Genomic DNA, 12851 nt, shown 5'->3' on the forward strand with positions numbered 1-12851 from the left:
CACCAGGTTCACCATGCGGACGCCGACACGCCCGAAAAGTGAGAGATCTTCGTCACTTCCTCATGTCGTCATTTCAGTCATGAAGACTGAAAGGGAACTCCACCTCACGGACGCCCGCGGACGGTACTCCGTCAGCCTCGCCACCAGCGCGGCGGACGTCCAGGCGGCCCAGCGGCTGCGCTACGAGGTGTTCGCCGGGGAGATGGGCGCGCGGCTCGACTCCCCGGTGTCCGGGCTCGACGCCGACCGGTTCGACGCCTACTGCGACCACCTCATCGTGCGCGCGGGCACCGAGGTCGTCGGCACCTACCGGATGTTGCCCCCCGGGCGGACCGACCGGATGTACTCCGACGGCTACTTCGACACCGCGCGGCTGGCGGGCGTCCGGGACGGCCTCGTGGAGGTGGGCCGCACCTGCGTGCGCGCCGACCACCGGGGCGGCGCGGTGATGGGCCTGATGTGGGCCGGCATCGCCCACTACATGGTCGGCGGCGGCCACTCCTGGCTCGCCGGCTGCTGCTCGGTTCCCCTCGACGACAACGGCGCGGCCGCCGCGGGCGTGGTCGCCAACATCGACCTCGGGCCCGAGGAGTACCGGGTCACCCCGCGCAAGCCGTGGACGGGCGGCACCCCGCCGGAGCGGTTCGTGATCCCGCCGCTGCTGCGCGGCTACCTGCGGCTCGGCTCCTGGATCTGCGGCGCGCCCGCCCACGACGCCGACTTCGGCACGGCCGACTTCTTCGTGCTGCTCTCGCTGGCCAACGTCGACGCCCGCTACCTGCGGCACTTCCTGGGAGAGGCGGCATGACCATCACGGCGCCGGTCCGGGCGCTCACGCCCTGGTTGCCGCTGGCGCCCTGCGAGCCGGACACCTGCGTGGCGCCCGCGCGCCGACCGGCCGGGCTGGTCCGGCAGGCGGCGCGGCTGACCGGCGCCGTCGTCGTGCTCACGGCCGGGCTGGTCTTCGCGGTGTTCGCCCGGCGGTTGTCGGCCGAGACCCTGGCGCGGGTGACCATGGCCTGGTCGCGGCTGCTGCTGCGGGCCCTCGGCATCAGGGTGACCGTGGCCCAGGGGTTCGCGTTCGTCGGCGGCGCGGCCATGGCCGTCAAGGCCGTCTCGGACGAGGCCGGCGCGCTCATGGTGGCCAACCACATCTCCTGGCTCGACCCGCTCGTGATGGCGGCCGTCATGCCCTCGCGGCTGCTGGCCAAGAGCGAGATCGCCCACTGGCCGCTCATCAACACGCTCGTCGCCGGCTCCGGCGCGATCTTCATCGACCGTGAACGGCTCAGCCTGCTGCCCCGTACGGTCGGCGAGGTCACGGGCGCCCTGCGCGCCGGCGACACCGTCGTCGCCTTCCCCGAGGGCACCACCTGGTGCGGCCAGAGCATGGGCGGCTTCCGCCCGGCCCTGTTCCAGGCCGCCATCGACGCGGGCGCGTCCGTCCGCCCCGCGACGATCCGCTACCTGGAGGACGACGCCACCTCCGCCAGGCCCTGTTACGTCGGCGGCGACTCCCTGGTCGGCTCGATCGCCCGGGTGGCCTCGACCAAGCACATGACCGTCGAGGTGACCATGTTCCCGCCGGTCGCCGGGACCGGCCAGACGCGGCGGTCGCTGGCCGGAGTGGCCGAGGCGCAGGTCAGGACCGCTCTCGGCACGCCGTTCACCGGCCTGCACTCGTAACAAGAACAAGCGACCAGGCCATGGGGCCTGATCGCCTGTCCTCCTACTTCACAATCAGCCGTTCGGCGGCGTGTGGTTCGCCGGCGGGACCGTGCAGTTGTTCGGCCACGCCGGGTTGTTGCCGGTACCCGGGGTCGGCTGGAGCCTGCAGGCCGTCTGCCGGATCTGGCCCATGGAGTCGACGACGGTGACATGCAGGTCGGGACCCTGCACGGCCACGGACACGCCGACCACGTTCCCTCCGATCCTGCTGCTGATGTCGTGCCAGGTCGGCACGGTCCGCGGGTCGCGGATCAGCGTGGACCCGTTGCCGGGGGCGTAGCCGATGTACTTTCTGTTGTCATGGAAGGCGGTGTCGATCGAGCTGCCCGAGCGTCCAGGCAGTCCGGCCGGGCCCTGCATTCCAGGCGGGCCCTGCATTCCGGGAGGGCCCTGCATTCCGGGAGGGCCGGGAGGGCCGGGACGGCCCTTGCAGATCACGCACGGCGGCTTGGGCTTGTGGTGGTGGTGGCGGTCGCAGCTCCAGTGGTTGCAGCTGGACGTCTGGGCCTCGGCCACGTACTGCGTCGTGACCGGCTGGACCTCGCTCGCCTGCGCCGGCGTCGCCATCGAGAGGAGGCCGCCGGTCATCAGCGCCGCCGTCGCCGCGGCGGCCGCGAGGGACCCCTTGGCCGGCGGGCACGAAGACCCGATCTTGAGTCGGTGAATCACTGTTTTTCCTTTGGGTTGTCTGAGAGATGCGCCCCGCACGTTCGGCCCCGCCGGGGCGCAAGATCAGAAATACCCGTCAACGCATGTGAATTCTGTGACTGCGGTTACTGAAAGTGCAAAATCAGTACGTCAGGGCAACAGGGGGCTTTTGGGGCAGCAGCGGGCGAATCGCCCGCCGACCTTCATACGTGGGTAGTCTTCGCCCCATGGGGTCCACGATCATCGTCAATGATCTGCGAAAACACTATGGTCAAGTGCGCGCCGTCGACGGCGTGTCGTTCTCCGTCGAGCAGGGTGAGTTCTTCGGCATCCTCGGGCCGAACGGCGCCGGCAAGACCACCACGCTGGAGATCGTCGAAGGTCTCCGGGAGGCCGACTCCGGCACCGTCGAGGTCCTGGGCATGCGCCCCTGGCCGCGCAATTCCAAGCTGCTGACGCGGATCGGCGTCCAGCTGCAGGCGACCTCGTTCTTCGAACGGCTCACCGCCCGCGAGCAGATCAGGACCTTCGCGTCGCTCTACGGCGTCGCCCCCAAGAAGGCCGACGAGATGCTGGCCCAGGTCGGGCTGGAGGACAAGGCCGACACCCCCGCCGAACGGCTGTCGGGCGGCCAGGGGCAGCGGCTCTCCATCGCCTGCGCCCTCGTCCACGACCCCGACATCGTCTTCCTGGACGAACCCAGCGCCGCCCTCGACCCCCAGGCCCGCCGCAACCTGTGGGACCTGCTGCGCCAGATCAACGACAACGGCCGCACGGTCGTGCTGACCACCCACTACATGGACGAGGCCGAGTCGCTCTGCGACCGCGTCGCCATCATGGACGACGGCCGCATCCTCGAACTCGGCGCCCCGGCCGCCCTGGTCAGAGGGCTGGAGGCGGTCACCCGCATCAGCCTGGAGACCGGCACGCTCAGCGTCGAGTCGGCCGCCGAGATCGCCGGGCCGGGCGCCTCGGTCGACGACGACGGCGTCTCGGTCACCATCGGCACCGACGACCCGGCGCGGGTGCTGACCGCGCTGGCCGAGCGCAACCTGCTCACCGGCATCCAGGTGCGCGGGGCCACCCTCGAAGACGTCTTCCTCAACCTCACCGGACGGGAGTACCGCGCGTGACCGCCTTCACCTCCCTGTCGCGGGCGATGTTGCTCGGCTGGTTCCGCGACAAGTCGGCGCTGTTCTTCTCGATCCTGTTCCCGCTGATGTTCCTGGTCCTGTTCGGCGGCATCTTCAGCGACATGGGCACCTCCAAGATGGCGGTGGTCCAGGTCGGCAAGGTGCCCCTGCTGGAGCAGGCCGCGGCCGGGCTGGGCGACGTCCTGGAGATCCAGAAGAGCGACGACCCGGCCGCCGCGCGGGAGAAGGTCAAGGAGGGCGACGTCGTCGCCGCGATCAGCCAGCAGGGCGACACGCTCCACGTCTCCTACTCGGCCGCCGACCAGGTGCGGTCGGGCACCGTCCAGGGCGTGTTGCGGCAGGTCGTCAGCCAGGCCAACGCCGTGGGGGTGCCGCAGCGCTTCACCATGACCGCCCAGCAGGTCGAGGACGACTCGCTCAAGGCCATCCAGTACGTCACCCCCGGCCTGCTCAGCTGGGCGGTCGCCATGGGCGCGGCGTTCGGCGCGGCGGCGACGCTGGTCACGTGGCGGGAGAAGCGCATCCTGCGGCGGTTGCGGCTGGCGCCCGTCTCGCTCGGCTCGGTCGTGGGGGCTCGCGTCGGCGTCAGCGTCGCCATCGCCCTCATCCAGACCGCGATCTTCCTGGGCGTCGCGTCGTTGCCCTACTTCGGGCTGCGGTTGTCGGCCTACTGGTGGATGTCCATTCCGCTGATCATCGCGGGCACCCTGACGTTCATGGCGATCGGGCTGGTCGCGGGCGGGCTGGCCAAGTCGGCGGAGGCCGCGTCGGGCATCGCCAACCTGATCGTGTTGCCGATGGCGTTCCTGTCGGGCTCGTTCATCCCGCTGGACGCCTCGCCCGGCTGGCTCCAGACGTTGTCGAACGTCTTCCCGCTCAAGCACCTCAACCAGGCCCTGCTCGACGTGATGGTGCGCGGCCAGGGGCCGTTGTCGGTGCTGCCCGAACTGGGCATCGTGCTGGCGTTCGGGCTGGTCATCAGCCTGATCGCGATGAAGGTGTTCCGCTGGGACAGCGTCTAGGAAGCGGAAACCCGCCGTCGCGGCCACGACGGCGGGTTGTGGGGGTGCCTTGGGGTGCCGCTACTTCTTCTTGGGCTTGACGACCGCCGTCTTGACGGTGCGCATCATCTCCCAGCCCTTGAGGTTCTGCTCGCGCAGGCGGGCCCGGTCGAGGTTCTCCGCGCCGGCGGGGATGTCGTACACAAAGGCGCCGACCTTGCCGGTCTGGGTGCTCTTGGCGGTCTTCTTGAGCTGGAACCGGATGCTCACCCAGGTGGAGTCGCCCACGTCGAGGATGAAGTCGTTGGGGCACAGGAAGTGGCGTCCGTCGAGGAAGCACTTCAGGTCGTCGCCGGCGCCGTAGACGATCTTCTTCTTGAGGTCGACGTCCTTCGGCAGCAGGCCGCCGACGTCGAAGTAGTCGGCCGCGTGCGGGCCGGTGTTGGTCACGTGGAAGGTGTAGGTGACGTAGCCACCCGGCTTGGCCTTCTTCGTGTACGACAACTTCGTGACCTTGAACAGCGACCACGGGTCGTCGGCGGTGGTGGCCGAGGCGGCGGCCGGGGCGACTAAGGCCGCCGCGGCCAGCAGGGCGACCCCTGCGATCGCGCGCGTGACAGTGCGCATGTGTTTGTCTCCCAAGGAACAGACGGGGAGAGAGAAGGAACCCCCGTGATACTCGAAGGGATTTCTTACCATTTCCCGGCTGAACCGCGAAAGATCTTTTATATGTCGATTCGGCGCGTTCCAAGGATGAGGTGGACATCGCCGAACTCGTGCCACAGATAGCCGTGGTCGAGCGCGGCCTCGTAGGACTTCATGACGAGATCGGCGCCCCCGATGGCCGACAACATCATGAGGTGCGTCGACCTGGGCTCGTGCAGCCCGGTCAGCAGCCCGTCGACCACCTCGGGCGGGTGGTCCGGCGAGACGATCCGCGACGTCCACCCCTCGTCGTGGGCGGTCTCCAGCGCCCGCACCACCGTCGTGCCGACCGCGACGACCCGGCCCCCGTTCTCCCTGGTCATCGCGACGAGCCGCCGCGTCGCGGCCGGCACGTCGAAGCGTTCGGCGTAGGGCGGCTCGTCCTTCTCAGGTGAGGCCACCCCCGTGTGCAGGGTGATCGGCGCGATCGTGACGCCCCGGGCGACCAGGTCGGTGACCAGGCGGGTGGTGAACGGCCGCCCGGCGCTCGGCATCTCGGCGCTGCCCGGGATCCGGCCGAACACGGTCTGGTAGTCGTCGATGGGCCAGTCGCGGTCGACGTAGGAGTAGCGGATCGGCGTGCCGTGCCGTTGCAGGTAGCCGATGACGTCGGTGTCGAGCCGGGCCTTCCACAACCGGGGGGTGAAGCGCTCGACCAGCCGCAACGTGGCCCCGCCCGGCAACGGCAACCACTCGCCCGGCGCGCCGCCCCTGTACGTCGTGCCTCCCGGGCACCGCAGCTCGACCAGCCACTCTCCCCAGGGCAACTCGGTCGAGAAGTGCACCCACAACCGGTCGAGCTTCACGGCGGCCGGCAGGGTGCGCGAGTTGTTGACCACCACCAGATCGCCGGGATCGAGCAGTTCGGGCAGGTCGGTGAAGGCGTGGTGGGTGATCGCGCCGGTCAGCCGGTCGGAGACCATCAGCTTGACCGAGTCGCGGGCCTCGGGCGGGCGGTGGGCCTCGTTGACCGAGGGCAGCGCGAAGTCGATGCTCATGCCAGGCTCCCGCGGGTGTGGCGGCCACTGGCCGGGCGCTCGCCGACCAGCTTGACGATCAGCGGCGCGACCTCGTCGGGGAGCGGCGCCTCGCCCGCCTCCTGCGGCCCGATCGCGTCGGCCAGCATCCGGGTCCGCATCTCGCCCGGGTCGAGCCACCAGACGGCCACGTCGCGCTCCTCGGCGGCCAGCACGTTGGAGATCTGCTCCAGCGCGGCCTTGGAGGCGCCGTACCCGCCCCATCCCTCGTAGGCCTCGACGGCGGCGTCGGAGGAGATGTTGAGCACCGCCCCCTTGCGCCGCCGCAGCGCGGGCAGCACCGCCTGGGTGAGCGCCAGCGGCGCCACCACATTGGTCTCCAGCAGCTGCCGCAGCACGGGCACGGGATAGTCGCCCAGCGCCGGCAGGGGCACCGCCCCCAGCCCACTGGCGTTGTTCACCAGCAGATCCAGGTCCGGTACGGCCTCCGCCAGCCGCTCCCGGTGCGCGGGATCGGCGACGTCCCCCGGAATCGCGGTCGCGCCGAGACGGCCGGCCGCCTCGGCGAGGTCGTCGGCGCCGCGGGCGGTCAGGGTGAGGCGCCACCCGTCCTTGGCGAGCTCGGTGGCCAGCGCCAGCCCGAGCCCCCGGGAGGCCCCGGTGATCAGTGCGTTCTTCATGCCGTCAACGCTAGGAATCGCGGCGTCCGGCCACATCGGGCCCAGGACGGGCCGGACCTAGGCCTTCTGGGCTAGGACTTAGGGTTGCACCATGCGGGATAGTCAGGACGCCCTGCTGAACGCCGTCAGCGCCGCCGTCCTCGCGGTCACCCGGCACCTCTCCCCGCGAGAGGTGCTGCAGGTCATCGTGCGATCGGCCCGGGAGCTCCTCGACGCCCGCTACGCCGCCCTCGGCGTGCCCGACGACGACGGGTCGTTCGCCGAGTTCGTCGCCGACGGCATCACCCCCGAGCAGTGGGCGGCCATCGGCCCCACCCCGCGCCAGCACGGCCTGCTGGGCGCGATGTTGCGGGAGGGCACCCCGGTCCGGCTCGGCGACGTGCGCCGCGACCCCCGCTTCGACGGCTGGCCCAAGGCCCATCCGGTGCTGAAAGACTTCCTCGGCGTGCCCATCCAGGACGGCGACCAGGTGCTCGGCATCATCTTCCTGGCCAACAAGGCGTGCGGCCCGTTCACCCACGACGACCAGGACGTGCTGACCCTCTTCGCCGCCCACGCCGCCATCGCGCTGACCAACGCCCGCCTCTACGAACGCGGGCGCGAGCTGACCGTCATCGAGGAACGCCAGCGCATGGCCCGCGAGCTCCACGACGCCGTCACCCAGAAGCTCTTCTCGTTGCGGCTCACCGCCCAGGCGGCCATGGCGCTGCTGGCCACCGATCCCGATCGGGCCGCGCGTGAGCTCGACACCGTCCAGCGGGTGGCCGGAGAGGCGCTGGCCGAGCTCAGAGAGGTCATCGTCGAGCTGCGGCCGGCCGAGCTCGACAGCCACGGCCTGGTCGAGACGCTGCGCAAGAACGTCGGCCTGCTCGACCGCCTCCACGCCCCGGCGGTCACCTTCGAGGGGCGCTTCGAGGGCGAGCTCGCGGCCGAGACCGAGGTCGCGGTGCTGCGCGTGGCCCAGGAGGCCCAGCACAACGCGCTGCGCCACTCGGGCTGCTCGTCGCTCCGGGTGCGGCTCTGGCGCGAACACGCCGACCTCGTGCTGGAGGTCGTCGACGACGGCGGCGGTTTCGACGGCGAGCCCACCCAGGGCCTCGGGCTCGAGTCGATGCGCGACCGCGCGGCCGGAGTCGGTGGCAGGCTGGACGTGATCTCCCGGCCGGGGGCCGGGACGACGGTGAGGATGGTGGTGCCGACATGATCCGGGTGCTGATCGCCGACGACCATCCGATCGTGCGCCAGGGTCTGCGTACGTTTCTCGAGGTCCAGGGCGACATCGAGGTCGTGGCCGAGGCCGGCGACGGCGCCGAGGCGGTGAAGCTGGCCCGCGTGTTGTCGCCCGACGTCGTGCTGCTCGACCTGAAGATGCCGGTTCTCGACGGGCTGGGCGCGCTGGCCGAGCTCGACGGCGCCGCCCGGGTGATCGTGCTGACCTCGATGACCGAACGCGGCGACGTCGCGCCCGCGATGCGGGCCGGGGCGGCGGGTTTCCTCTACAAGGACGTCGACCCGGCGGCGCTCGTGTCGGCCATCAGGGCAGTCCACGGCGGCCAGGTCGCGCTGGCCCCCGAGGCGGCCGAGGCGATGTTGTCACCGTCGACCGAGGCGGTGGCGCTGACCGACCGCGAACGCGAGGTGCTGGCGCTGATCGCCGGCGGCCGGTCGAACCGCGAGATCGCGCGGGCGCTCGACGTCGCCGAGAAGACCGTCAAGACGCACGTGTCGAACGTGCTGATGAAGCTGGGCGTACAGGACCGGACCCAAGCGGCCCTGTACGCCGTGCGGCACGGCCTCGCTTAGGTGCCCTTCTTGCGGTTGCGCGTGGGGGCGCGGTCGGGCTTCGGCGGGGGCGGGGGCGGCGGCACGTAGACCTGCTTGGTGCTCTTCTTCTTCTTGACCGAGGGCGCGACGATCTGGGTCTTCACGGTCTTGGTGTAGATCCAGCCCTTGATGCCCAGCTCGCGCAGGCGCTTCTCGTCGAGGTCGCCGGCGCCGGTCGGCACGTCGAAGGTCATGCCGCCGAGCTTGGCGGTGGCGGTGCCGCGGGTCTTCTTGTTGAGGGTGACCTGGATCGTCAGCCACGTCGTGTCGGTCTGCCAGTCCTCTTCCGGGTTCGGGTAGAGGATGGGCGGCGGCCAGCACCAGAACTCGTTGCCCTCCCACGTGCACGTGGTGTTCTTCGGGCCGTTCCACTTCAGGGTGCTGATGATGCCCTTGGGCAGGATGCCCCCGATGTAGTAGTAGTCGGCGCTGTGCGGGCCGAGGTTGGTGATCTCGAAGTAGTAGGTGATCTTGGCCCCGGCCTTCACCTTCTTCGGATAGACGATGTGGTGCACCTTGAAGTTGGCGAAAGGAGCCTTCTTCGCGGTGACGCCCTTGGCGGCGCTCGCCAGGGCGGGCGCGGCGCTCGCGGGAACGCTCACCGCGAGCGGTGCTAAGAGCATGAGTCCGGCGACGATGCCGGAAGTTCGGCGCATGGAATTCTCCGTTGGACAAGACATGGCAATCCCCGTATGTCTAGACCATTATCACTTTGGAACGGTTAAGCACTACTACACTTCGCGTAGAGTTGATCGTTTGTACGGGGGAGCACCGTCGTGCCGCAGACTTCGCCATTACGGCCTGGCGACCCAACTGAGCTGGGGGTTTACCGCATCGACGCGCGCCTTGGGGAAGGCGCGCAGGGTGTCGTGTACGCCGGGACCGCACCCGACGGGACACCCGTCGCGATAAAACTGTTGCGCGTTACGGACGCGATCGACGCCGACTCGTTCCTCCGCGAAGTGTCGGCCGCGCGACGGGTCGCGCAGTTCTGCACCGCCCAGGTCCTCGGCGCCCACATGGACGGCGAGCGCCCCTACATCGTGTCCGAGCTCGTCGACGGGATCTCGCTGCAGAAGGTCGTCCAGCAGGAGGGCCCCCGCACCGGCGGCAACCTCCATCGGCTGGCCGTCGGCACCATCACCGCCCTGGCGGCCATCCACCGGGCCGGGATCGTGCACCGCGACTTCAAGCCGTCGAACGTGCTGCTGGCCCAAGATGGGCCGCGCGTGATCGACTTCGGCATCGCGCGGGCGCTCGACTCGTCGTCGACCCTGTCGAGCGGGGTCGTCGGCACGCCCGCCTACATGTCGCCCGAGCAGATCGAGGCCAAGCGCGTCGGGCCGCCGTCCGACATGTTCAGCTGGGCCGTGACGATGTTCTACGCGTCGACCGGGCGGCCCGCCTTCGGCCACGACAGCCTGCCCGCCGTGCTCTACCGCGTCATGAACGACACCCCCGACGTCTCGACGCTGCCCGACCTGCTCCGCCCCATCGTCGAGGCCAGCCTCGACAAGCAGGCCGACAACCGCCCGACCGCCAGCGAGGCCCTGTTCGCCCTCCTCGACCACCAGGTCGACGACGACCTCGACAAGTCCCTCCTGGCCGGCCTGAACGCGGCGTCCAAGAAGAAGGACACCCCGCCACCGCCGCCGCCGGTCACCCCGGCCTTCGCCCCGCCCGACCCGCAGGCGCCCCACTTACGGCCACCGGCCCAGAGCTTCCCGCCCCCGGGCTACCAGCCCCCGCCGGGCTACCCGCCGCAGAGCCCCGGCCAGAGTTTTCCGCCGCCGGGTTACCCGCAGGGCCCCGCACAGCCGCCTCCCGGCGGTTACCCGCAGGGCCCGCCTCAGCGGGGTCCCGTTCAGGGGTATCCGCCGCGTTACCAGCAGCCGCAGCAGAGTTTCCCGCCGCCCGGATACCAGCCGCCCAACGGGGTGCATCCCGCGCCGCCGGTCGAGCCGAAGCCGAAGCCGAAGGGCAAGGCGAAGGACAAGGCGAAGGACAAGGCCAAGGTGACGCCGCCGCCCGTCGAGGTCGACGCCGACGCGACCACCTTCCACCCCCGGCCCGATCCCACCGGCGGCTGGCTCGGTGAGGCGCCGCCCACCAAGAGCAGGGCGGGCCTGGTCACCGGGGTCCTCGTCGGCGTGCTCGCGGTGGCGGCGACCGCGCTGTTCCTCGTACCGAACCTCTTCGGCGGCGACGACGGCGACGACCCCGGAAAGATCCCCGCGGCCGCCCAGGGTGGCATCACCGAGGCCCCGGCGACCACGGCGCCGACCACGACCGCCGCGGGCTCGGTCCCGTCACCGGCGGCCGCCTCGTTGTCGCCGACCACCGCGCCGTCGCCCACGCCCAGTCCCAGCCCCACGCCGACGGTGGCCCCGGTCCCGGCGCTCGGCGAGCAGGACGGCAGCTCCATGGCCGGCCACCGCAGCTCGATCTACTCCGTCGCCGTCGGCGGGGACAAGGACGACCCCGTCGTCGTCACGGCCAGCGTCGACCGGTCGGTGCGGATGTGGAACGCCGAGTCGCACAAGGCGATCGGCAAGCCGTTCTACGCCCACGGCGACTGGGTCTACGCCGTCGCCACCGCCGAGGTCAACGGCCGCCCGCTCGCCGTCACCGGCAGCCGCGACGGCTCGGTGCGCGTCTGGGACGTCGAGAAGCGCAAGGCGGTCGGCGGCGGCCTGTGGGGCCACGGCAACTCCGTCTACTCGGTCGCCATCGGCAAGGTCGGCAGCAAGTGGGTGGCCGCCTCGGCCGGCGCCGACGGCCGGATCCGCCTGTGGGACCTCAAGACGCGCCAGCCCATCGGCGGCGGCATCAGGGCCCACAACGACGTCATCAACTGGATCGCCTTCGGCCAGGTCGGCGACAAGACCGTCATCGTCTCGGCCAGCGAGGACAAGAGTCTCAAGGTCTGGGACGCCTCGTCCAGGAAGCAGTACGGCAAGACCTTCAAGAGCCACGGCAAGCCCGTCTACGCCGTCACCACCGGCGAGGTCGACGGCAAGGCGGTGGCCATCTCGGGCGGCGAGGACAAGAAGATCCGCGTCTGGGACCTGAAGACCGGCAAGCAGGTCGGCGACAGCCTGACCGGCCACAAGGACAACGTCTACTCGCTGGCCTTCCGCGAGATCGGCGGCCACCCGATGGCGGTCTCCGGCTCCACCGACGGCACGCTCCGGATGTGGGACCTGGAGAAGTCGGAGGAGGTCGGCAAACCGGTGAAGGCCCACGACGGGAAGAACGTCTACTCGGTCGGCTTCGCCGACGTCGACGGGAAGACGATGGTGGTCTCGGCCGGTGAGGACAAGCGGGTCAGGTTCTGGAAGCTGACTGACTAGGCGCTGAGTTGTTCGAGGATCGCGTGGTGGGCGGCCACCCGCGCGCGGCGCACCGCGTGGTCGAGGGCCTTCAGCGCCTCCCGGCGCGCGGTGACCTGGCCGGAGGTCAGCCCGCGCTCCTCGGCCAGCCGCAGCGCCAGCGCGAGGCGGGCCGCGAGATGGCCGACGCGGTGGGCCCGCCCGGGATAACCGGGCGCCAGCGCGCCGTCGACGTGGTCGAGCGCCGGGAAGCCCTGCATGGGCCCGTCGACCGAGGTCAGCGCGTCGGTCGCCGACCGCATCGCGGCCGACAGGGCCCGCTCGGCGTCGGCCAGCTGCGGCACGTCGGCGTCGGCCGCGTGGGCGTCGTGGACGGTCCACCGGATGCCCGAATAGGACGAGCCGCGCCGGTCGGGGGAGGGCACCAGCCCGAACCGCCGGCCGCCGAGCACCGCGATGACGGCCTGCCCCGCTTCGAGCGCGGCGCCGTTGAAGACCGGCGGGCCGGTGAGCCCGAGAAGGTCGCCGGGGATGGGCAGCGCCAGCCGGAACGACGACAATCCCGTCGCCCGCAGCTCCGCCAGGAAGACGCGCAGCGGCGACTCGCCGGTGATATCCGTCACGATCTGTGGACCGGCCGACCGCTCGAGCGCGTCGACGGCGTCGTCAAGACCGGCATGGCCGGTCAGCCAGGCGTTGCCCCAGGAGACCAGGGCCGCGGAGATCGGTGAATCGGTGCGCACCCCAACCACGATAAGGCAATAGATTTTACGCGGACGGATTCGGACGTGAGGGGGATCGT

At 70.7% G+C, this 12851-nt stretch carries 13 protein-coding genes; 7 read left to right on the plus strand and 6 right to left on the minus strand.

Translation table 11 applies throughout. The features are described from left to right. The first annotated feature begins 79 nt into the window (after positions 1 to 79). Both AW271_RS27535 and AW271_RS27540 read left to right on the plus strand, forming a co-directional pair. Entirely contained in the window at positions 80 to 808 is a 729-nt protein-coding gene (locus AW271_RS27535) for a GNAT family N-acetyltransferase (protein WP_062340508.1), read from the plus strand. Continuing rightward, on the plus strand, positions 805 to 1686 hold the full coding sequence (locus AW271_RS27540; RefSeq protein WP_062340509.1) for a lysophospholipid acyltransferase family protein: 882 nt from the start codon (positions 805 to 807) through the stop codon (positions 1684 to 1686). The genes AW271_RS27535 and AW271_RS27540 overlap by 4 nt, the downstream gene beginning before the upstream one ends. A gap of 54 nt (positions 1687 to 1740) precedes the next feature. Here AW271_RS27540 and AW271_RS42965 read toward each other — a convergent pair whose 3' ends face one another. Further along, the gene (locus AW271_RS42965) at positions 1741 to 2397 is read right to left on the minus strand and encodes a hypothetical protein (RefSeq protein ID WP_157554675.1); all 657 of its coding nucleotides are present in this window, start codon (positions 2395 to 2397) and stop codon (positions 1741 to 1743) included. Positions 2398 to 2651: 254 nt separating this feature from the next. On the opposite strand from AW271_RS42965, the gene AW271_RS27555 reads away from it, so the two are divergent. Further along, positions 2652 to 3509 carry an ABC transporter ATP-binding protein gene (locus AW271_RS27555; protein WP_245653228.1) on the plus strand — a complete coding sequence of 286 codons (858 nt, stop codon included), beginning with the start codon at positions 2652 to 2654 and terminating at the stop codon, positions 3507 to 3509. Further along, positions 3506 to 4552: an ABC transporter permease gene (locus AW271_RS27560; protein WP_157554677.1), complete on the plus strand. Its 1047-nt coding sequence runs from the start codon at positions 3506 to 3508 to the stop codon at positions 4550 to 4552. The genes AW271_RS27555 and AW271_RS27560 overlap by 4 nt, the downstream gene beginning before the upstream one ends. 60 nt (positions 4553 to 4612) lie before the next feature. Here AW271_RS27560 and AW271_RS27565 read toward each other — a convergent pair whose 3' ends face one another. From AW271_RS27565 to AW271_RS27575, 3 genes are all read right to left on the minus strand, one after another. Further along, complete coding sequence (locus tag AW271_RS27565) at positions 4613 to 5158, minus strand: DUF11 domain-containing protein (protein ID WP_062340513.1); 546 nt, start codon at positions 5156 to 5158, stop codon at positions 4613 to 4615. Positions 5159 to 5256: 98 nt separating this feature from the next. Continuing rightward, positions 5257 to 6234, minus strand: coding sequence for an S-adenosylmethionine:tRNA ribosyltransferase-isomerase (locus AW271_RS27570; RefSeq protein ID WP_062340514.1), 978 nt, complete (start codon positions 6232 to 6234; stop codon positions 5257 to 5259). Further along, positions 6231 to 6893, minus strand: coding sequence for an SDR family NAD(P)-dependent oxidoreductase (locus AW271_RS27575; RefSeq protein ID WP_062340515.1), 663 nt, complete (start codon positions 6891 to 6893; stop codon positions 6231 to 6233). Before AW271_RS27575 ends, AW271_RS27570 begins: the two co-directional genes overlap by 4 nt. A 91-nt stretch (positions 6894 to 6984) precedes the next feature. Between AW271_RS27575 and AW271_RS27580 the strand changes: the two genes are divergently transcribed. Together AW271_RS27580 and AW271_RS27585 are read left to right on the plus strand one after the other, a co-directional pair. Then, positions 6985 to 8097, plus strand: coding sequence for a GAF domain-containing sensor histidine kinase (locus AW271_RS27580; protein ID WP_062340516.1), 1113 nt, complete (start codon positions 6985 to 6987; stop codon positions 8095 to 8097). After that, positions 8094 to 8696, plus strand: coding sequence for a response regulator (locus tag AW271_RS27585; protein ID WP_062340517.1), 603 nt, complete (start codon positions 8094 to 8096; stop codon positions 8694 to 8696). The genes AW271_RS27580 and AW271_RS27585 overlap by 4 nt, the downstream gene beginning before the upstream one ends. Here AW271_RS27585 and AW271_RS27590 read toward each other — a convergent pair. After that, positions 8693 to 9373, minus strand: a complete 681-nt coding sequence (locus AW271_RS27590; RefSeq protein WP_062340518.1) for a hypothetical protein — start codon at positions 9371 to 9373, stop codon at positions 8693 to 8695. The genes AW271_RS27585 and AW271_RS27590 overlap by 4 nt on opposite strands. A gap of 120 nt (positions 9374 to 9493) precedes the next feature. Between AW271_RS27590 and AW271_RS27595 the strand changes: the two genes are divergently transcribed. After that, positions 9494 to 12070 (plus strand): WD40 repeat domain-containing serine/threonine protein kinase, encoded by a 2577-nt coding sequence (locus tag AW271_RS27595; protein WP_083977309.1) that lies wholly within the window; start codon positions 9494 to 9496, stop codon positions 12068 to 12070. On the opposite strand, the gene AW271_RS27600 is transcribed toward AW271_RS27595, so the two are convergent. Further along, positions 12067 to 12792, minus strand: coding sequence for an Rv1486c family protein (locus tag AW271_RS27600; protein ID WP_174553123.1), 726 nt, complete (start codon positions 12790 to 12792; stop codon positions 12067 to 12069). The genes AW271_RS27595 and AW271_RS27600 overlap by 4 nt on opposite strands. Positions 12793 to 12851 lie beyond the last annotated feature (59 nt).

Origin of the sequence: Herbidospora sakaeratensis (genome assembly GCF_001570525.1) — a bacterium.
GTDB classification, from domain to species: domain Bacteria; phylum Actinomycetota; class Actinomycetes; order Streptosporangiales; family Streptosporangiaceae; genus Herbidospora; species Herbidospora sakaeratensis.